Annotated in this window: 17 protein-coding genes; 10 read left to right on the top strand and 7 right to left on the bottom strand. The window is 67.3% G+C overall.

What is annotated here, in order from left to right; genetic code table 11:
- Positions 1-42: 42 nt before the first annotated feature.
- Entirely contained in the window at positions 43-795 is a 753-nt protein-coding gene (locus NDO75_RS09250; protein WP_310905863.1) for a peptidase M10A and M12B matrixin and adamalysin, read from the top strand.
- Between the two features lie 135 nt (positions 796-930).
- Here the strand turns inward: NDO75_RS09250 and NDO75_RS09245 are convergent, their stop codons facing one another.
- From NDO75_RS09245 to NDO75_RS09235, 3 genes are all read right to left on the bottom strand, one after another.
- A complete protein-coding gene (locus NDO75_RS09245; protein ID WP_310905862.1) occupies positions 931-1,281 on the bottom strand; it encodes a winged helix-turn-helix domain-containing protein in 351 nt (116 codons plus the stop codon).
- 124 nt (positions 1,282-1,405) lie between these two features.
- Positions 1,406-2,251, bottom strand: a complete 846-nt coding sequence (otsB, locus tag NDO75_RS09240; RefSeq protein WP_310905861.1) for a trehalose-phosphatase — start codon at positions 2,249-2,251, stop codon at positions 1,406-1,408.
- A gap of 3 nt (positions 2,252-2,254) precedes the next feature.
- Positions 2,255-3,946: a trehalose-6-phosphate synthase gene (locus NDO75_RS09235; protein WP_310905860.1), complete on the bottom strand. Its 1,692-nt coding sequence runs from the start codon at positions 3,944-3,946 to the stop codon at positions 2,255-2,257.
- A 246-nt stretch (positions 3,947-4,192) separates the two neighbouring features.
- Between NDO75_RS09235 and NDO75_RS09230 the strand changes: the two genes are divergently transcribed.
- The gene (locus NDO75_RS09230; RefSeq protein WP_310905859.1) at positions 4,193-5,347 is read left to right on the top strand and encodes a Xaa-Pro peptidase family protein; all 1,155 of its coding nucleotides are present in this window, start codon (positions 4,193-4,195) and stop codon (positions 5,345-5,347) included.
- 234 nt (positions 5,348-5,581) lie between these two features.
- On the opposite strand, the gene NDO75_RS09225 is transcribed toward NDO75_RS09230, so the two are convergent.
- Positions 5,582-5,734, bottom strand: coding sequence for a hypothetical protein (locus NDO75_RS09225; protein WP_310905858.1), 153 nt, complete (start codon positions 5,732-5,734; stop codon positions 5,582-5,584).
- Between the two features lie 242 nt (positions 5,735-5,976).
- The gene (locus NDO75_RS09220; protein WP_310905857.1) at positions 5,977-7,080 is read right to left on the bottom strand and encodes a hypothetical protein; all 1,104 of its coding nucleotides are present in this window, start codon (positions 7,078-7,080) and stop codon (positions 5,977-5,979) included.
- Between the two features lie 157 nt (positions 7,081-7,237).
- Here NDO75_RS09220 and NDO75_RS09215 point away from each other — a divergent pair, with 157 nt between their 5' ends.
- From NDO75_RS09215 to NDO75_RS09185, 7 genes are all read left to right on the top strand, one after another.
- Positions 7,238-8,002, top strand: coding sequence for an SCO family protein (locus NDO75_RS09215; RefSeq protein WP_310905856.1), 765 nt, complete (start codon positions 7,238-7,240; stop codon positions 8,000-8,002).
- A 2-nt stretch (positions 8,003-8,004) separates the two neighbouring features.
- Positions 8,005-8,592 carry a TlpA disulfide reductase family protein gene (locus tag NDO75_RS09210; protein WP_310905855.1) on the top strand — a complete coding sequence of 196 codons (588 nt, stop codon included), beginning with the start codon at positions 8,005-8,007 and terminating at the stop codon, positions 8,590-8,592.
- Between the two features lies 1 nt (position 8,593).
- Positions 8,594-9,277: a cytochrome c biogenesis protein CcdA gene (locus NDO75_RS09205; protein WP_310905854.1), complete on the top strand. Its 684-nt coding sequence runs from the start codon at positions 8,594-8,596 to the stop codon at positions 9,275-9,277.
- A 73-nt stretch (positions 9,278-9,350) separates the two neighbouring features.
- Complete coding sequence (locus NDO75_RS09200) at positions 9,351-9,482, top strand: hypothetical protein (RefSeq protein ID WP_310905853.1); 132 nt, start codon at positions 9,351-9,353, stop codon at positions 9,480-9,482.
- 84 nt (positions 9,483-9,566) lie between these two features.
- Positions 9,567-9,989: a universal stress protein gene (locus NDO75_RS09195; protein WP_310905852.1), complete on the top strand. Its 423-nt coding sequence runs from the start codon at positions 9,567-9,569 to the stop codon at positions 9,987-9,989.
- A 237-nt stretch (positions 9,990-10,226) separates the two neighbouring features.
- Positions 10,227-13,475: a bacterio-opsin activator domain-containing protein gene (locus NDO75_RS09190; protein ID WP_310905851.1), complete on the top strand. Its 3,249-nt coding sequence runs from the start codon at positions 10,227-10,229 to the stop codon at positions 13,473-13,475.
- Between the two features lie 278 nt (positions 13,476-13,753).
- Positions 13,754-14,482: a helix-turn-helix domain-containing protein gene (locus NDO75_RS09185; protein WP_310905850.1), complete on the top strand. Its 729-nt coding sequence runs from the start codon at positions 13,754-13,756 to the stop codon at positions 14,480-14,482.
- Between the two features lie 169 nt (positions 14,483-14,651).
- On the opposite strand, the gene NDO75_RS09180 is transcribed toward NDO75_RS09185, so the two are convergent.
- The gene (locus tag NDO75_RS09180) at positions 14,652-14,840 is read right to left on the bottom strand and encodes a DUF5786 family protein (protein ID WP_310905849.1); all 189 of its coding nucleotides are present in this window, start codon (positions 14,838-14,840) and stop codon (positions 14,652-14,654) included.
- Positions 14,841-15,466: 626 nt separating this feature from the next.
- Between NDO75_RS09180 and glmS the strand changes: the two genes are divergently transcribed.
- A complete protein-coding gene (glmS, locus tag NDO75_RS09175; protein ID WP_310905848.1) occupies positions 15,467-17,278 on the top strand; it encodes a glutamine--fructose-6-phosphate transaminase (isomerizing) in 1,812 nt (603 codons plus the stop codon).
- Between the two features lie 358 nt (positions 17,279-17,636).
- Here the strand turns inward: glmS and glmU are convergent, their stop codons facing one another.
- Positions 17,637-18,818: a bifunctional sugar-1-phosphate nucleotidylyltransferase/acetyltransferase gene (gene glmU / locus NDO75_RS09170; RefSeq protein WP_310905847.1), complete on the bottom strand. Its 1,182-nt coding sequence runs from the start codon at positions 18,816-18,818 to the stop codon at positions 17,637-17,639.
- Positions 18,819-19,178: the final 360 nt, after the last annotated feature.

The raw sequence follows: 19,178 nt of genomic DNA, 5'->3' as shown, positions 1-19,178 counted from the left end.
TTCACCCGCAGGAACTGGTCGTGGCCCTGAGACGCCCCACGTATGAAGCGTCGCGTCTTTCTCGGGACGCTCGGATCGGCGGCCTCGATCGGGACGCTGGCGTACGCTTCCCGTCGCCACGCCGACACACTCGCGGTTCGGGTTTGGCTCTCGGACGGCGCGGCATCCTACGACGGCGTCGGCGACCGCATCCTCGAGTACCTCGAGGCGATGCTCTCGCTCGAGCACTGGTCGCTCGACGCGTCGGTCGGCGGCACGGTGTCGGTCTCGACCGAGGATGCCGCACGCGTCACCCGCCGTGGCGAGTGGCCGATGGCCGTGGCATCGGGCGCGATCGGCCGCCGCGACGTCGAACCCGTTCCCGACGTCAACCTGCTAGTGACCGACGGTAGCATGGAGCGCGCGCCGACGGGGTACGGACTCCCCCACATCGCGTCGGTCGGCGGGGCACGACACATCGCCGACCTCGAGCCGTTCGACGACCTGCTTATCGACCGCGATCGCTCGCTCGTTCCGAACACGACGCCTGCACGGACGATTCAGGTGCTCGCTCACGAAATCGGACACGCGCTCGGTCTGGAACACCGCCACGGCGTCGCCTTTCTGTACGACGGTGCCGTCGTCGCGACACCGATGCTCAGCGCGTACGCGTGGGACCCGGACTACGACGACGATCGCCTGCACTGCGGAACGGCGATTCCGCCGGCGGGCGATCGAAAGCGGAAGCTCAGCCTCGCCTTTTCCTCGTGCGCTCGCCGTGAACTCGCGGCCTACGACGGAAGTCTCTCTCCGTGATCCGTGAAACCGGCCGTGTCACTGAACGAGACGAGTGTGTCGAGAGCCAGCACTGTCGGACGCTCCGTCGGGAGGGCAACCGAAGCCATGCGAGCTGTACGCGGGCGGACCGTATCGTTTCCGGATTCGATGCCGTTATTCCGTGTCTTCGGTGTCGTCCTCACCGCGGGCGAAACTCGCCTGCGCTTCCCCATCCTGTTCGGCGCTGGCGGTCGGCCCTTCGATGAGCGACTCGAAGTCGTCGGCCTCGTCGTACTGATCGCGGTACACCAGTGCTGCCTTCCCCATCGAGGTGATCTCGTACAGCCCGGACCGCTCGGCGGGCCCGATCTTGTTTACGAGGCCGTAGTCCTCGAGCACCGGCAGTCTGGTGTTGATGTTCTTTCGGCTTTTCCCCGTGTGTGCTGCCAGATTGGTCGCGACGTTTCGTCCCTTGTCCTCGAGCGCTTCGAGGATCAGGAAATCAGTTGGTTGTCTGAGTTTCACTCTCGTTCACTCTCGTACCGGACTATATTTCCAGTGGTAACTAATACTTTCGGCTCGAAGCAGTTTATTAGTTTTGGCTATTTCCGAAACCAAGGACCGGGTAGTGGGGAAGGGGGAATCGATATCAGGCGTCCTCGAGCGTCACAGCCTGCCGATCAGACCGATCGATCAGTTCGGCGCCAGTCGTTTCGAGCCACGAGAGAAACGACGCGACGTCGGCGGGGGAGTCGACCCGATAGGAGGCCGCCGAGGGATCGTCGCTTCCGACTCGGATCCCGATACCGTCGGGTTCGACGGCCCGAAACGCCGACTCGTCGGTGACGTCGTCCCCGATATAGACGACGGCCGTCTCCGACGGCTCGTCGGCGGCGATCAGTTCGACCGCGTTGCCCTTTCCCCAGGGGAAGTCCGGCCCGAACTCGAGGATCCGTTTGCCCGTGGAGAGCTCGAGCCCGTCGCCGCCGAACCGGTCGACGACGGTTCGCGTGATCCGACGGACGATGGGTTCGGCGGCCGGCGGCACGGCCCGGAAGTGGACGGTCCCGGTCAGCCGCTTGTTCTCGACGCGGGCGTTCGGCACGCTCGCGAGCGCCGTCTCGAGGATCGAGCAGAGCCGCTCGACTCGAACGGCGCGCTTGCGCGCCACCGGGTGGACGGCGATCGCACCGTTCCGGGCGAGCTCGAGCCCGTGATTCCCGGCGTAGATGGTCGGCCCGTCGATCCGCTCGCGGACATCGGTCAGGGCGCGGCCGCTGACCACCGCCGTCGTCACCCCAGGGGTTCGCGTCAGGGCGGCCACGGCCTCTCGGTTTCGGTCGGTCGGTGCTGCGGCGTCCGGCTCTTCGACGATCGGTGCGAGCGTGCCGTCGAAGTCCAGACAGACGAGCAGACCCGCGGCCGATTCGAGCGTCGCTCGAACGGCCGGCAGCCGCTCCTCGAGCGGTTCCGGAGGCGATTCGGTGCCTGGCATCGATCACACTGGCGGTGTCGGCTCCGTGGAGTCCGAACCGGAATCGGAGCCGGTGCTCGTTTCGCTCTCCTCGGGATCACCGTGAACGCGGCGGATCCAGTCGAACTGCGTGTCCATCCACGCCTCGATATCGTCGGCGAAAACGCGCTGGCGCAGCGTGTTCATCCGTCGCCGGCGTTCGTACGAGGGCATCGTCAGCGCGTGCTCGAGCTGGGCGGCGAATCCGTCGGTGTCGGTCGGGTCGATCGTCACCGCGTGCGAGCCCAGGCGCTCGTGTGCGCCGGTCCGGTCGCTCAGCACCAGCGTCCCGTCGCCCTCGACGCTCGCGGCGACGTACTCCTGGGCGACCAGGTTCATCCCGTCGATCAGCGGGCTGACGACCATCACGTCGGCGTGGCGGTAGAGCGCACAGATGTCCTCGCGGGGCAGGACGTCCTCGGTGTAGACGATCGGTCGCCACTCGGTGGTTCCGAAGCGGCGGTTGATCCGGTCGACCTCGCTCCGGACGTGTTCGCCGTAGTCCTCGTAGGTCTCGATCTCCGTCCGCGAGGGGGTCGCCTTCTGGAGGAAGGTGAACTCGCCGCGCCAGTTCGGGTTCCGCTCGAAGAACCGCTCGATCGCCGCTAACCGCTCTGGGATCCCTTTGCTGTAGTCCAGCCGATCGAGGCCCAGGCCGAGCGCCGTCCCCTGCGGGATGCCGTACTCCTCGAACAGCGACGAGAGCCGGTCCCTCTCGGTCGACCGGGCGTCCCGGTCGTACGACTCCGCGTCGACGCCCATCGGCGTCGCGACGACGCGGGTCGTCCGTCCGTCGTACTGCACCGTCCGATCGGCACGGTCGACGGTCGCGCTCGGGAGGAACCGCTCGACGCAGTCGAGGAACCGATCGGCGTACCCGTCGACGTGGAAGCCAAGCAGATCGTTTCCGAGCAGCCCTTCGAGGATCCGGCCGCCGGCCGGGCAGTGCTGGTACGTCGTCGGCGTCGGCCACGGGATGTGCCAGAAGTGGGCGACGGTCGCGCCCTCGGGGACCGACTCCCGGATCAGCCGCGGCGCGAGCGCGAGGTGGTAGTCCTGAAGCCAGATCACCGAGTCGTCGTCGGCGTGATCGCCGACCGCATCGGCGAACCGCTCGTTGACCCGCCGGTACCACTCGAAGTCCGTCGGCCGGTCCTCGACCAGGCCGGGGAAGCCGTGACAGAGCGGCCAGAGCACGCGATTGCTGAAGCCGTAGTAGTAGGCGTCGACCGCTTCCTCGGAGAGATCGAGCCGACGGAGGGTGTAGTCCTCCTCCTCTGGCGGGACGGCCACGCAGTTCCGCTCGTCCGTCACGTCGAAATCCGCGTCGCCGTCGCCCCAGGCGATCCAGGTCCCGTCCGTCTCCCGAACCACCGGATCGAGCCCGGCGGTCAGGCCACCGGTCGGTTCGTCGACGGTGATCGACCGCGTCGCAGCGGGCGACCGAGCACCGCCGTCGGTCCCCGTCGGCAGTCCCCCGTCACCGGTAGCGTCGGAGCCATCGTCGTCCGTGGACTCGTCCTCGTACTCGTGACGGTAGGGTTCTCGGTTCGAGACCACGATCAGCGATCCGGGGCAGCCGGGGTCTTCGCTCGCGGCATCGTCGGTCCGGCCGCGACCGTCGCCCCGCCGTTGTCGGTTGTGCGCAGCCGTCGACAACCGCTCAGTATCTCGCATTCGCTGAGACAAGACAGCCTCCCCACTGGTTGCTTCGCGGCCTGCAACCGCCGGGGATCTAATATGCTCCCGCTGACCGCCGCGAAATCCGAACCGTTCGGTGCGACGGACGGTCAGTCGGGCGCTACTCGAGCCGCGAGGCCGTAAATCCGACCCTAGCCACCCGGACGGAATCCGGTCACGGCGACGCGTCCCGGCCGCAGCCGCGACCAAACGTTGATTTCCCGCTCGAGCGAAACCCCATCCATGGACGCCCCGTTCGAGCGCCGAATCGCGGCCTGTCAGCGTCGGCTCGCGGATGCGGAAGCCGACCTGGCCGTCTGCTTTCCGAGCCCGAACCTGACGTATCTGACCGGGTTCGCGGAATCGCCATCCGAGCGCCACCTGTTGTTGTTCGTCCCACGGCGCGGCGATCCGACGCTCGTCGCGCCATCGATGTACGACGACCAACTGTCCGAACTTCCGATCACGGCTCTCACGCGCCGTCTCTGGGCCGACGCGGACGACCCGCTCGAGATCGTCGAAGACGTACTCGAGGGCTATTCGCTGGCCGACGACGGGCCGGCAACGCCGACCGTTCTCGTCGACGATCGGATGTGGGCCACGTTCACCCAGGATCTACGGGCGCTGCTGCCCGGGGCCGAGTTCGGGCTCGCGAGCGCCGTCCTCGAGCCGCTACGCGTTCGGAAGGACGACGTCGAACTCGCGTCCCTCCGCCGGGCCGGCGACGTCGCGGATCGCGTCGCGCTCGAGATCCGCGGGCGCGGGGAGGACCTCGTGGGGACGACCGAGGCCGAACTGGCGAGCGAGATCGATCGATTGCTCGCCGCGGAAGGCGGGCGAGAGCCCGCCTTCGAGACGATCGTCGCCGCCGGCCCGAACGGAGCCCGGCCGCACCACCACCCCGGTTCGCGCGAGATCGAAGCCGGCGACCCGATCGTCCTCGATTTCGGCGCGTTCGTCGCGGCCGACCTCGAGGCCGGAACGGCGCGGTATCCGGGCGACCAGACCCGGACGATCGTCGTCGGCGAGCCGTCCGCCGAGTACGAGCGCGTCCACGAGACCGTCAGGGAGGCACAGCGGGCGGCGATCGACGCCGTCGAGCCAGGCGCCACGGCCGGCGAGATCGATCGTGCCGCCAGATCGGTCATCGAGGGCGCCGGCTACGGCGACGCGTTCGTCCACCGGACCGGCCACGGCGTCGGCCTCGAGGTCCACGAGCCGCCCTACATCGTCGACGGGAACGACCGCGAACTCGAGCCCGGGATGGTCTTCAGCGTCGAACCGGGGATCTACCTCGAGGGCGAGTTCGGCGTCCGGATCGAGGATCTCGTCGCAGTGACCGAAAACGGGGCCGAGCGGCTGAACGAGACGCCGCGGGGCTGGGAGACCGGCCGGTAACCTCGAGCGGGCGACCCCACCGCCGGGACCCCGTCAGTCGAACCGTTCCGCGACCGAGGGAACGAACGTCCCCGCTCAGCAGGGCGGTCGCCTCGCCGGACCGTCCGCCGGCCGGGCGCTCGCTGACGCGCTCGAGCGCGAGACTCGAGATTCCGTCGAGGCGTGTGTTCATCACTGCTCGGGCGACGACCGAACGCGGTTCGGGAACCGGCCGCCGCCCCTCCAGGGGCGGTCTCAGTAGTAATAGAGCTCGAGTTCGTGACCGCAGTTCCGACACTGGGTTTCCGTTCCGAGGAGGGGGTTCGAGTCGCGCTCCGCGTGGATGCCGGGTCCGGGGGGGACGGACGCGGCGATCGTCGCCTCGCACTCCGGGCAACCGATTCGCATATCCGACTGACCTGTGCTGGACATGCCCTGAACGTAGTCGACGGTCCCCGTTAGTTATCGGAACCGTACGGCGTCGCTAGGTCCTGTTTCCGACCGTTCGATATCGGTACGGGCAGGTTTACGCGGTCGAACGGGCGGCGATACGCTCACCGCTCGCTTCGCTCTCGAGGGGTCTCGAAGATCGGTTCCAAGCCGCGCTTTCCGCCCGGAACTCGGTGTACCTCCCTCGATTCGTTCCGGGGTTAGACCGTGTAGGTCACCGGCTCGAACTCGAAAAACGCCGTCTCGTAGCCGTCGTGGCGGGCCACCTGCGGCGGGGTGTCGACGCTGATCGTCACGCGGTCGCCGGCGGCGAGTTCGTCCACTGCGAGCCCGTAGTGGTGGCCGTACTCGCCGTCGATCGTCTCCACGAGCGCTCCCTCGGCGACGACCGAGCCGTCGCGTTCGACGGTCGCGGACAGCGTGGTGAACGGGACGATGAGATCGTTGTACGGCGTTCGGGGACAGACCGCTAGATACGTGCCGCCGTCGGTAAATCGGGCGGCGTCGGACGTGAGCGTGGCAAGCACCGCATCGCCGCTGCGTTTCGTCCCGAGCAGTTCGCCGGGGAGATCGTCCACCGGGGTCCCCGTTCCCATCGGGCGTCCGCCGGAGCTACTGTTCCCCGAGCCACCCCCGCCGTGGTCCATCAGCGGCAGCGCGTCGCGGCTGCCCCGCTTGCTCTCGTCGATCGTTTCGAAGGACAGCCCGTTGATGTCCGACCGCGCGTACTCGAAGTCGATCTCGAGCGTCGCCCGCGACCCCAGTCGCCCGTCGAACGCGCCGGTTCGCTCGAGGGCGACGGGGCCGGCCTGAATCCGGGCCGTGTACTCCCCTTCGTCCGGTAGCCGGACGTTGTCGCCGTAGTGAAACCCCATCCGCTGGGAGAGCATCGGCCACAGCGAGGAGACGCCGATGTCGACCGGGGAGCCGTCCTGGAGGATCTCGAGGCGCGTGTTCACCGGCAGGACGGTGCCGGTCTCGCGGTCCCAGAGCGAGAACATGAGGTGGAGACTGTCGTCGGCATCGACTTCGACCAGCTCTTTCCCGCCGCTGACGATCCAGAAGCGGTGTGGGAAGGTATAGGTGAGCATGGCGGCGTAGTCACCGTCGGTCGCCATCCCGTACATACCCATCTCCTCGCGGGAAGCCGGGAGGTAGACGGCGTCGGGCCGGTCCTCGACGAGCGGCGGGTTCGCCCAGGCGGACTGTTCTTCGAAGCCGAGCCGCTCGAGACAGCCGGCGAGGCCGGCGGTGCCGACGGCGCCGACGGCGGCGGTACCACGGAGGAAACACCGGCGGTTCATCGTGGGAGGTTGGAATCGGGGGACAAAACGCCTGTTGGTTCGGGGGTCGAACGCCGCAGGTCCGTCGGTTCCGGAGGCGGTTCGCAGCTCGGGCCGGCGAGCCCGCTTCGTGAATCGAACCAACGAGCATTTGATCGGGGGCTCCCTCGGATCATACATGGATCGGCGGACATACCTCGGCTCGCTCGGCGTCGCGGGGCTCTCAAGTGCGGCCGGCTGTCTCGGCGACGCGCTCGGCGGGGGTGACAGCGCGGCCGCTCCGGACACCGTTCTCGGCCCGCCGGAGTACGAGCAGGGCGATCCCTCGTATCCGGCCTACGGCGAGGAGTTCCCCTCGTTTTCGATTCACGATCCGCTCAAAGACGAGACCATCACGCTCGAGCACTTCGTCGACGAGCGGCCGTTCGTGATGACGCACATCTACACCACCTGTCCGGACGGTGCGTGTCCCGCGTTGCTCCAGCACCTGAACCGGATCCAGAAAGACGCCGCTGAAAAGGGCTACAAGGACGATGTGGGGCTGGTCGCGATGACGTTCGACCCGAATCGGGACACGGCCGACGCCCTCCGATCGTTCGCCACGCAGATCGGGATCGACTACGAGGCGGAGACCTGGCACTTCCTCCGGCCCGAGAACAACGAGGAAGCCAAATCGATCATGACCGACACGTTCGGCCTCCCCCTCCAACGGCGCGAGGAGATGCCGAACGCGAACTCGTCGACCACTAACTCGTCGTCGGACAACGAGTCGATGACCCACGATCACGGCGAGTACATGTTCACGCACTTCTCGCAGGTCTCCCTCGTCAACGATCGCGGGATCGTCGAGCGAGCGTATCCGAGGGCGGCCACCCAGACCGACCAGGTCAACACGCAGGTGATGGTCGAGGATACGAGAACGGTCGCGGGGGTCGATAGCTAACGATGCGCCGACGCGAGATCCTCGCCGGACTCGGCGGTGCCGGCATCGTCGCCGGTGCCGGTGCGCTCGCGGCCACCGGCGGGAGTCTCAGTACCGGGGGCTCCGGCGACGGATCCGACTCCGACGGCTCGTCCGGGCTCGTCGGCGAGCAGTTCGAGCCGCTCGAGATCGAGACGGCCGACGCACGCGGTAGCGAGGCCGGCACTGTCCAGGTGCCGACGCCGGGCCAGCCCACGTTCGTCGACTTCTTCGCGACGTGGTGTGCGCCCTGCAAGAAGCAGATGGACGCACTCGCAGAAGCGCACACCCGGGTCTCGGACGACGTCGTCTTCCTGTCGGTGACCAGCGAACCGTTCGGCCGCTCGATCGAGATGTCGGAACTCGCTACGTGGTGGCGCGACCACGGCGGCAACTGGACGATCGGTCTCGATCCGAACGCGAAACTCACGTCCCGATACTGGGGGAGCCAGTATCCAGTCGCCGTAGCGATCGACGCCTCGGGGACCCTCCGGTGGCGCGAGCGGGGTATCAAGACAGCGGACGAACTCGTCGCCGGCATCGAGCAGGCCGTCGCGGCCGGAGGCGAGTAGGATGGTCGACGCGGCGCTCGTCGGCTCTGCGGTCTTCGGCCTGACGACCGGAATCGGGACCTTCTTTTCGCCGTGTGCGTTTCCGCTCCTGCCGGGGTACGTCGGCTTCTACGTGAGCCAGACCGACGGCGAACGGGCGTCGCTCGCCGGCGCGTTGAGCCGGGGGCTGATCGCCGGTCTCGGCGTCCTCCTGACCTTCACCGCGCTGCTCGGGGCGGCGTTCTGGGTCGGCTACTCCGCGCTCTCGTCCGTCACGCTGTTCGAGGTGGTCGCCGGCGTCGTTCTCCTCGTGTTCGGCCTCCTGGTCGTCACCGACCGCGCGCCCTCGCTGACAGTCCCGCTTCCGAAGCGGCGCTCGAGCGTGCTCGGGTTCGCCATCTTCGGGGTCGGCTACGCGCTGGCGGCGGCTGGCTGTGTCGCGCCGGTGTTCCTGAGCGTGGTCACCCGCGCACTGTCGCTGCCGGCGACGTCGGCGAGCGTCCTTCTCGCAACGTACGTCGGCAGTCTCGTCGTCCTCATGATCTCGCTGACCGTCGCAACGGGGATGGGCCTCGTGGCCGGTGCGGGGCGGCTAGCGGCGTACTCCGGGACCCTCAAGCGGATCGCCGGCGCAGTCATGATCGTCGCCGGTGTCGGACAGCTGTACCTCGCGATCGTCGTGCTCGAGGTTATCCAGCTTCCATAATCGCTGGCAACTTACATTTAATCCAAATTATCGAAGGCGGACATTTATCGCCGATCGGGCACGAGTGCGACTCGTGAGCCGACACCGCTGTCCGAACTGTCTCGAGAAGGCGGGTGAAGAGGTCGTTCGATCGCTGATCGACGCCGGATTGGAACGGCAGTTCGAGTGTCGACAGTGCGGTCATACGTGGACGGTCGTCTTTTGAGCGAATCGAGTAGACGGGAGTCGATGGCCGGCAGGCAAGGGCAGGTCCGAGATGTATGCGACTGCCGGTCGAACGACAGGAACGATGTATCAGGATCTCCTGCTCGCGACTGACGGCAGCGACGCTGCACGCCGAGCGACCGACCACGCGGTCGAACTGGCGTCACAGCTCGACGCGACGTTGCACGTGTTGTCAGTATCCGAAGACGGGCCACAGGCCGAACGGCAACAAGATCAACTGCGCAACGATCCGGAAGACGAGGCCGCGAGAGCCGCCGAGGAGGCCGCGGACGCGGCGGGCCGCGACGGTGTCGCGGTTACGACGGATATCCGTCACGGAGTTCCACAGGAGCAGATCGTGGACTTCGCCGAGACGAACGCGGTCGACATGATCGTCGTCGGGACGGCCGGCCGGTCGGGACTCGATCACCTCATTTCGGGCAGTGTCGCCGAGGAAATCGTCCGGAACGCCCCGGTGCCGGTCGTCACCGTTCGGGAGCAATCGTAACCAGCCTCCAGCCGGCCCGTCCACACGTAATACCGTACTAGACGCTGATACGGAATCGATACTTATGCCGAGGGACTGCGAGTCGGCCGCTATCGTGACTGGCTTCCTCGCTCGCGCTCCGACCCGCTGGGCGCTCGATCTACCGGACCGACAGGGGGGAGCATCGAGCGAGCAGCGCCGCTCGGTAGGACTGTGTACGCTGCCGGCTGGGACTCTCCAGCCGGTAGTACCCGTCAGATGAGCGACGGCGCGACGACGGTCGTCGGCGATGCGCCGTGCGTTCTGGTCGTCGGCGACTCGGAATCGGCCGACGACGCGATGACCGCCCTCGAGGCGGGGCTCGACGGCGGTTCACTGCTCAGAGCGCGGACCGTCGCGGACGCCAGCGAGCGGCTCGCCGACCGCGAGGTCCACTGTCTCGTCTGTCCGTATGGGACCGCGGACGGTTCGTCGGGGTCGGAATCGATCCTCGAGCGCCTCGCCGAGCGAACCGACGAGCGACCGATCGTCGCCGTCGCCGACGAGGACGACGCAGACCGGGCGCTCGAGGCCGGCGCGAGCGACGTCGTCGATTCCGACGCGTCCGAAACGGTGTTCGCCGCACGTATCAAAACCGCCGCCGAGCGCGAGCGGTATCGCCTCGCATCGGCGGGCGCGGATCGACGCCCCCGATCGATCCTCGAGCACGCCGACGCCGTCGTCTGGGTCGTCGACCTCGACGGTGAGGTCGAATACGCGACGCCCGCGGTCGAGCAGCGGTTGGGGTACACGCCGGCCGAACTCGAGCGGGCGTCGCTCGCCAGAATCGTTCGTTCGGACGACTGGGAGGCGGTGGGCGAGACGCTCGCGTCCGTCTCGGCGGCCCCCGTCGGGACGACCGAGCGCGTTACCTGCCGGCTCGGTCACGCCGACGGAACGTGGCAGGTCGCGGCGTTGACCTGTACGAACCGGCTCGCGGATCCGGCCGTCGAGGGAATCGTCGTCACGTACGCGGGGACGCCCGCAGCCGAATCGAGCCGCGGTGACGAATGGGCGGCCATCGACCGGCTCGAGGATGCCTTCTTCGCGATGGGTCCCCGGGACGAACTGCAGTACGCGAACGGGGCAGCGATGCAGTTGTTCGCGCCCGCCGGCCGGAGTGCAGACGACCGTACCGACCGCGGGCCGGACCGCGAAATCCCGACGGGAACGGTCGTCTGGGAGCTGCTGCCCGACGACTTCGCCGGCACGCTCGCCGATCGGGTTCGCGAGGCCCGGGCGACGGACTCGGTCGTTACGTTCGACACGACCCCGCCCTCGTTCGAGCACCACCTCACCGTCGCCGTCTATCCCGGTGACGACGGCGTCTCGATCCACGCCAGCGATCGATCGCCGGACGCCGAAGCCACGACCGACCGGGATCGGCTCGCCCTCCTCGAGTCAGTCGTCGACGCGCTGGACGACGGCGTCGCCGTCCTCGACGGATCGACGGTGCAGCTGGTCAACCCGGCCCTGCGGGAGCTTGCCGGAACGGACGACCTCGTCGGCCGCGACCTCGCGGCGCTGTTCGACGCCGATCTCGCGGCGGCGATCCGAGAACGGGCGCGCTCGCCGGTCGTCAGGTGGATGGACCCCGTCACGGGCGGCCTCGCGACCGACGCGTCCCCCCCGGTCGACGTGTTCGTAGCGCCGCTGTCCGATCCCGACCGAACGCTCTGTGTGGTCCGCGATCGGCGCGGCTCCGCGGCCGCCGCGCTCGAGACGGTGTACCGAACCGCCGCTACCCTCCGCGAGGCCGAGGCGCCGTCGACCGTCCGGTCGGCAGTCGTCGACGCCGTTCGGGAGTACGCGGACGCCGACGTCGCCGCCTGGTACCTCGCCGACGACACCGGCTTTCGATCGGCGTCGGTCGCTGCGGCCGAGCGCGTCTCCGGCGGTACCGGCGGGTCGATCGATCTGCCGCCGATCGATCCCGACGGAACGCCGCTGGCCGGCGCGCTCGAGGACGGGGACGCGACGGCCTACGACCGGGGTTCGCTCCGGGGATTGTTCGGCCAGGACGGCCTCCGCGCCGAGCGATTTCTGGCCGTTCCGATCGCGTCGGACAGCCTCGTCCTCGCGACCAGCACGGAGCCGCTGGCGTTCGACGGGCTCGATTTCGGCCCGCTCGAGATCCTCGCGGACACCGCGGCCGTCGCGCTCGCTGGGCTCGAGTCAGCCGCTGACCTGCGAACGTGTCGGCGCGATCGGTCCCGGCTCGAGACCGTCGCGGCCCGGACCGAGCGGCTGTGGGACGCCGAACGATCGATGCTGGATGCCGAGACGCGCGAGGAAATCGAACGACTGCTCTGTGAGGTGGTCCTCTCGCTGGCGCCGCTCGAATCGGCCGCCGAGATCGAACTCGCCTGGGTCGGCCGCACGAACGACGGTCGCGAAACGGTCGTCCCGGCGACCTGGGCCGGTCGGGACGGTGATTTCCTCGATTCGACGTCGGTTCCGTTGGGTCAGGACCGCGGCGACCCGACGGCGATTGCGGCAACGACCCAGACGCCGTCGGTACTCGACGACCTCGCGACAGACACCACCCGCCAGCCCGACGCACCCACCCAGTCGACCGACGCGGGCGGGGAGCCGTGGCGACATCCCCTCCTCGAGCGCGGCTTCCGGTCCGCGCTGAGCGTTCCGATCGCTGCTGGGGCGGTCCGGTACGGAACGCTCACCGTGTACGCCGATCGACCGTCGGCGTTCGACGACCGCACGCGACGAGCCTGCGCTCACCTCGCGGGAATCGCCGGCGAGGCGATCGCCGCGGTCGAGACGTCCCGGGCGCTGCTCGCCGACCGGATCACCGAACTCGAGGTCGTGCTTCGGGACGACGCGGAGCCGCTGTCGGCGATCGCCCGCCGACTCGACCGACGGATCGACGTGCAAGCCGCGATTCCGCGGTCGGCCGGCGGTTCGACGGTGTTCTGCGCCGTTTCGGCGGCCGATCCGGACGCGACCCGCGAGACGGTCGCGTCGCTGTCGGCGGTCGAATCGGTTTCGATCGTCGACGGCGCAGCCGACGACACCGTCCTCGAGATCGCGCTTACCGAGCCGACCGTCGCCCAGGTGATCGCCAACCGCGGCGGCGTCCTCCGATCGATTCGGCCGGTCGACGATCGGACCCGTCTCACGATCGAGCTCGGAGAGCCGATCGCCGTTCGGCCGTTCGTCCGGGCGCTCGAGCGGACATACGCGGGAGCCGAACTGCTCGCGCGTCGGGAGCGGGACCGATCGCCGAGTGCGACCCGCCCGTTCGACCGACTCGGCGAACACCTTTCGGAGCGTCAGCGGCGGACGCTCGAGGCGGCCTACTACGGCGGGTTCTTCGAGTGGCCCCGCGAGCACACCGGCGAGGAGGTCGCCGAATCGCTCGGGGTTTCACAGCCGACGTTCAGCCGTCACCTCCGGCTGGCCCAGCGCAAACTGTTCGCGCTGCTATTCGAGGACGCTGTAGACGAGTGAGTCTGCGCGTATGGGAGGAGACGTTCTCTGCCGGTAGTACACTTTTACTCGGTAATTACACGGTTACGAGCGTATTTCGTCGGCGGTAAGTGACTGTTTCCGAGCGCCCCGTACTGACCGGAAACCGGATAGATGAATACATATTGGTGTCAGCACCGACTCACGTTCCGTATCTAGCGTGCACGGTCATATCCTCGGCTCCTAATGAGTCATTCAATGAGTGCGTCCGAGGTAATTGGATATTACAGCGGTCGATCGACCGGATCGCAGGTGGTCCGATGAGCATCGACATCGCCGACGCCGAGGAGATGCCCGATGCCGTCACCGACACAGACGGTGACCGTGCGGGGATCCGGTCGGTGGCCGATGGCGGAATCGTCGCCCAGCTCCGTCTCGATCACCCGGATCTGTTCTTGCGCCCGACCCTCAAGCGCACCGCCGACGTGACCGTCGAACCCGACTATTGGACCGCCGTCGACGCCGATCGGACGCTCGTGTTCCTCACCGTCTACGGAACCTCGTTCGACGAGTTCGAGACCGCCCTCGGGACGGACCCGACCGTTACCGATCCGGTCCTCGTCGACCGCTATCCCGATCGGCGTGTCTATCGCGTCGCGCTCGCCGACCGCACGGTCACGTTCACCGCCGCGACCGCCGACGTCGGCGGCCGACTCCTCGAACTCTCGAGTTCCCGTGACGGCTGGCTGATCCAGCTTCGGTTCCCCGACCGCGACCGCCTCGTCGCGTTCAACGACTACTGCCGCAACCGAGACATCTCGGTGACGGTCGACCACCTCCGCGTCTCCGACGACGAGGACGACGGCGTCGTCGCCCTCACCGAGAAACAGCAGGAACTCCTCACCGTCGCCCACGAAGAGGGATACTTCGACGTGCCGCGTGGCATCTCACAGGACGAACTCGCGGACCGACTCGACGTCTCGAAATCGGCCGTCTCCCAGCGCCTGCGGCGGGCGATCGGCGAACTCTGCGGATCGACGCTCTCCTGATCGCCGTTCGAACGGGTGGTCTCCCTCGCTCGAGTCGATGGTTCTGCTCGCGTGCGTAGTGCGGCGTTTGAAAATCAGAGCAGCGTTGGCGACCGCCCGACCCAGTCGCGGTCGGTCAGCGCGGCGTCGACCGAGTGGAGCGGACTCGCGTCGACACCCGTCGGACGGGTTATTCGTCGGACTCGTCGGGTTCGTCTTTCATCGAGCCGAGCTGGGAGACCAGCTCGTCCGTCGAAACGTCGGACTCGAACGACATCTCGCCGTGGTGCTCGTGCTCGTGGACGTTGACGGCCTCTACGTCCTCGTCGTCGGTGGTCTGCTCTTGTTGTTCGGACTCGTCGTAGCTACCAAAACCCATACGCTTGCGTCCGTACCCACCGCAAAAGGTGTGACGATTCGGTTCGTCGGGAGCGATCTCTCGCCTTCGCATCCGGGCCGGGATACCTATCGGCGAGTCCGACTGGGGGTCGAACGGTAATTGCCGGACGAGTCAGACACCCTGTACGTCACGCTGCTGTTTCCGCTGCTTACCGTCGATTGGGCCGTTGCTACCGAACGTTCGTCGGTCCGTACGCGAGCGCGGAGTTTCTGTTCGTTCGGCGTACTTTTGCTATGGATACGATAGTTCCCACGAAGGGGCCTCGAGCGCGGGGACAATCGACTGTTCGTGTTTCGGTGACAATCGTTCGATCCGTCCGTTCTGGGAACCGGTGTTCGCGATAGCCGCCGGCCGGCACCCGGGTACACGGTGGCTACAGTGCTCAGTAGTCCGTCTATAGTAATGGGTTCGGGAGGTTTGAATTTCCCTCATGGTTGCGTACCGTCTGCCGTCTCGAACAATCGCCACGAACCACCAGTCCATCACGCCAGTACTCTCATCGCTTCTGGGACAGAGTCGAGTCGACGCTACGGTCGCTGCGGGACCGGACGCCGCGGAGGGCCGAGACGAACATCCCGAGCGTCCCCTCGGGCGGTGATTCTTCGATGTGTGGCATCATTGGCCGCGTGGGTGACGGGAACGCTCTCGAGCCGTTGCTGACCGGGCTCGAGAACCTCGAGTACCGCGGCTACGATTCGGCCGGCGTCGCCGTCCAGAACGGCTCCGGCATCGACGTCCAGAAGCGCTCCGGGAAAGTCGAGGAGCTGAAGGAATCGATCGGCGAACCGCTCACGGGCGAAGTCGGTATCGGGCACACTCGCTGGAGCACGCACGGACCGCCGACCGACGCGAACGCCCACCCGCATACGGACGAGAGCGAAGACGTCGCAGTCGTCCACAACGGGATCATCGAAAACTACACCGCGCTCAGGGAGCGTCTTGCGGCGAGCGGCTACGAGTTCACGAGCGACACCGACACCGAGGTCATCCCCCACCTCGTGCAGTACTACCTCGACGCCGGCTACGACAGCGAGACGGCGTTCCGCCAGGCGATCGACGAACTCGAGGGCAGCTACGCCGTCACCGCCATGGTGTCGGGCGAACACGTCCTCTACGCGGCCCGCCAGGGCTCGCCGCTCGTCGTCGGCATGGAAGACGGCGAGTACTTCCTCGCCAGCGACGTGCCGGCGTTCCTCGAGTACACCGATAGCGTGGTCTACCTCGAGGACGGCGACGTCGTCGTCGTCGACGAGGACGGCGTCGAGTTCACCGATCTCGACGGGAATCCGGTCACCCGCACGCCCGAGACGGTCGATTGGGACCCCGAACAGGCCGGCAAGGGCGAGTACGACCACTTCATGCTCAAGGAGATCAACGAGCAGCCGACGTCGCTGGCCCAGGCGATCGAGGGCCGGATCGATCCGACGAACGGCCGGATCGCCCTCTCCGACTTCGAGCCGGGAACGTTCGAGGGGATCGAGTCGGTCCAGTTCGTCGCTTGCGGGACCTCCTACCACGCCGCGCTGTACGGCTCGCTGACGCTCAATCAGGCCGGCATCCAGTCGACCGCGTTGCTGGCCAACGAGTACAGCGTCTCGGCCCCGCCGATCGACGACGACACCCTGGTGATCGCGGTCACGCAGAGCGGCGAGACCGCGGATACCCTGAGTGCCCTCCGGCAGGCTACCGCCGCCGGCGCCCGGACGCTGACGGTGACCAACGTCGTCGGCTCGACCGCCGCCCGCGAGGCCGACGACGCCCTCTTCATCCGGGCCGGCCCGGAGATCGGCGTCGCCGCGACGAAGACGTTCTCCTCGCAGGTCGTCATGCTCACGCTGCTCGGCCAGCGTATCGCCGCCGACCAGCAGGGCGAACCGCCGGCCGATCTCGACTCGCTGCTCCCCGAACTCGCGTCGATGCCCGATGCGATCGAGGACCTGCTCGCCGAGTCCGACGCGGAGGCGATCGCCGAGCGCTACGAGGACAGTCGATCGTACTTCTTCATCGGCCGCGGACTCGGCTTCCCCGTGGCCCTCGAGGGCGCGCTGAAGTTCAAGGAGATCACCTACGAACACGCCGAGGGCTTCGCCTCCGGCGAACTCAAACACGGGCCCCTGGCGCTCGTCACGCCGGATACGCCGGTGTTCGCGGTCTTCACCGGCGACGAAGACGAAAAGACGCTCAAGAACGCCGAGGAGGCCCAGACCCGCGGCGCGCCGGTCATCGCGGTCTGTCCCGACGGCCATCCGGCCGTCGAAGCCGCCGACGAACACCTCGAGATCCCCGAGACCGACCCCGATCTCGCGGGGCTGCTCGCGAACGTCCAGCTCCAGCTGGTGTCGTATTACGCCGCTGACCTCCTCGGTCGCCCCATCGACAAACCGCGGAACCTCGCGAAGAGCGTCACGGTCGAGTAGACCGGGTCGTCTCGGTTTCGTCTGTTTCCGTTCCCGATGAGAAATCTCTCTCGACGAGTGCAGCGTCAGATACCGATCGGACTCGAGTAGGGGTCTCGAGGCCGCAGGACGCGAGACCACCCCCGTAGTCTCAGGTCCGCACGGCGTCCTTAGAGAACGACCCGTACTCGAACGATGTCGGAATCGAACGCGGAGGGTTACTGTGGCGATCGAGCTCCCGGTGTCGACGCGACCGGACTCGTGGGTATCGACCGATACCCTCCAGTTCGACTAGGGGTTCGTCGTAGTATAAAAGCCACACCTGATAGCTACGGGCGGTGCGATCGACCGGCTCGATTACCGGAGAGGAGCCGGGAACTTACCGATCTCGCTCGACCGTTTCGCCCGGCTTCGTCGTCGCGCCGGGACCGAGTTTCAGGCCGGGGCTCAGACTCGAGTTGATCCCGGTCTTGACCCGATCTCCGGCGACGACGCCGAACTTCCGCCGACCCGTCGAGACGCGCTCGCCCTTGACCGTAAACCGGATGTCGGCGTCGTCGTGACGTAGATTCGCGACGTTCGTCCCCGCACCGAAATTGACGTTTCGCCCGAGCACGCTGTCGCCGACGTACGAGAGGTGGCTCAACGAGGCGCTCCGCGAGAGAACGCTGTTTTTGATCTCGACCGAATGCCCGACTTCGGCGTCCGGGCCGATCAGCGTCGCGCCGCGCACGTAGGCGTTCGGCCCGACTTCGGCCCCCTCACGAATCAGGGTCGGCCCCTCGATCACGACGCCCGGCTCCACCGTCGCACCGTCCTCGACGACCACGTCGCCCTCGAGGTGGGCCGCATCGCTGACCTCGCCATCGATCCGGCGCTCGAGGTCGGCGAGTTTCCACTCGTTGGCCTCGAGCAGCTCCCAGGGCCGGCCCACGTCCAGCCACCGCTCGAGGGTCACCGGCGTCACCGCGTACTGGTCGATAACGCGCGCGAGAACGTCCGTTATCTCGTGTTCGCCCCGTTCGCTCGCTGGCACCTCGAGCCACTTGCGGGCGTCTTCGGGGAAGGCGTACGCGCCGGCGTTGGCGAGGTTCGTCGGCGGGTCGGCGGGCTTCTCGACGATATCGGTCACGGTTCCGTCGGTCGTACTCAGGACGCCGTAGTTCCTCGGATCGGCGACCTCGACGGCACAGACCGCCGGGCACTCGGTGAACAGGCGGTCGATCGCGGCGGGATCGTAGAGGTTGTCGCCGTTCAGGACGGCGAAGGGACCGTCGATATGATCGCGGGCAGCGTTGACGGCGTCGGCCGTCCCGGCCTGTTCGGTCTGGATAGCGTAGGAAACGGGCACGCCGCGATACTCGTCGTCGAAGTACTCCTCGACGGTTTCGGCCTCGTACCCGACGACGAGGACGATTTCGTCGGCTCCGGCGTCGACGGCCGCGTCGACCGTGTGGGCCGCGAGCGGCCGGTCGGCGACGGGAAGCATCGGTTTCGGGCGGGCCGCGGAGAGCGGTCTGATCCGCGTGCCCTCGCCTGCCGTGAGAACGATCGCTTTCATCACCGCCACGTACCTCGATCAGGCGGATAATTATACAGCTGTTACGTCGCTCTGACTCGCGGCGACCGTCTCGAGCATCGCCGGCCGTAGCCTGCTGCTCCGTCAGTCGGCGACGATCACGCACGACTTTCGACACGATCGACGAGGACCGACCCGTTCGAGGGGCCGCTCGCCGTCCTGTTACGAGCGCGACTATTCACTCCATAATCCTGCCCCGAAATACCATATTACCCGGCCTAAATATCGTATTTCTCACGAACGAGGCGTTGAAACTCTCGATATGGGGATTGTCATCTGCCAGTGATATTCGCCGTCGAAACTCGCGACTACCGCTCGCGGTGGCGATTATGCGGTCTATAG

The sequence above is a fragment of the Natrinema sp. 1APR25-10V2 genome, from assembly GCF_031626495.1.
Classification (GTDB): Archaea; Halobacteriota; Halobacteria; order Halobacteriales; family Natrialbaceae; genus Natrinema.
Note: the sequence above shows the minus strand (reverse complement) of the source record. Positions and strands in the feature narration are given on the sequence as shown.

Excerpts from the sequence above, each read along its gene's own strand:
- NDO75_RS09190 (WP_310905851.1), top strand. The coding sequence starts at position 10,227 with ATGAGCGACGGCGCGACGACGGTCGTCGGCGATGCGCCGTGCGTTCTG.
- NDO75_RS09195 (WP_310905852.1), top strand. The coding sequence starts at position 9,567 with ATGTATCAGGATCTCCTGCTCGCGACTGACGGCAGCGACGCTGCACGC.
- NDO75_RS09225 (WP_310905858.1), bottom strand. The coding sequence starts at position 5,734 with ATGCGAATCGGTTGCCCGGAGTGCGAGGCGACGATCGCCGCGTCCGTC.
- NDO75_RS09250 (WP_310905863.1), top strand. The coding sequence starts at position 43 with ATGAAGCGTCGCGTCTTTCTCGGGACGCTCGGATCGGCGGCCTCGATC.
- NDO75_RS09220 (WP_310905857.1), bottom strand. The coding sequence starts at position 7,080 with ATGAACCGCCGGTGTTTCCTCCGTGGTACCGCCGCCGTCGGCGCCGTC.
- NDO75_RS09185 (WP_310905850.1), top strand. The coding sequence starts at position 13,754 with ATGAGCATCGACATCGCCGACGCCGAGGAGATGCCCGATGCCGTCACC.
- NDO75_RS09215 (WP_310905856.1), top strand. The coding sequence starts at position 7,238 with ATGGATCGGCGGACATACCTCGGCTCGCTCGGCGTCGCGGGGCTCTCA.
- NDO75_RS09205 (WP_310905854.1), top strand. The coding sequence starts at position 8,594 with ATGGTCGACGCGGCGCTCGTCGGCTCTGCGGTCTTCGGCCTGACGACC.
- glmU (WP_310905847.1), bottom strand. The coding sequence starts at position 18,818 with ATGAAAGCGATCGTTCTCACGGCAGGCGAGGGCACGCGGATCAGACCG.
- glmS (WP_310905848.1), top strand. The coding sequence starts at position 15,467 with ATGTGTGGCATCATTGGCCGCGTGGGTGACGGGAACGCTCTCGAGCCG.
- NDO75_RS09210 (WP_310905855.1), top strand. The coding sequence starts at position 8,005 with ATGCGCCGACGCGAGATCCTCGCCGGACTCGGCGGTGCCGGCATCGTC.
- NDO75_RS09180 (WP_310905849.1), bottom strand. The coding sequence starts at position 14,840 with ATGGGTTTTGGTAGCTACGACGAGTCCGAACAACAAGAGCAGACCACC.
- otsB (WP_310905861.1), bottom strand. The coding sequence starts at position 2,251 with ATGCCAGGCACCGAATCGCCTCCGGAACCGCTCGAGGAGCGGCTGCCG.
- NDO75_RS09230 (WP_310905859.1), top strand. The coding sequence starts at position 4,193 with ATGGACGCCCCGTTCGAGCGCCGAATCGCGGCCTGTCAGCGTCGGCTC.
- NDO75_RS09235 (WP_310905860.1), bottom strand. The coding sequence starts at position 3,946 with ATGCGAGATACTGAGCGGTTGTCGACGGCTGCGCACAACCGACAACGG.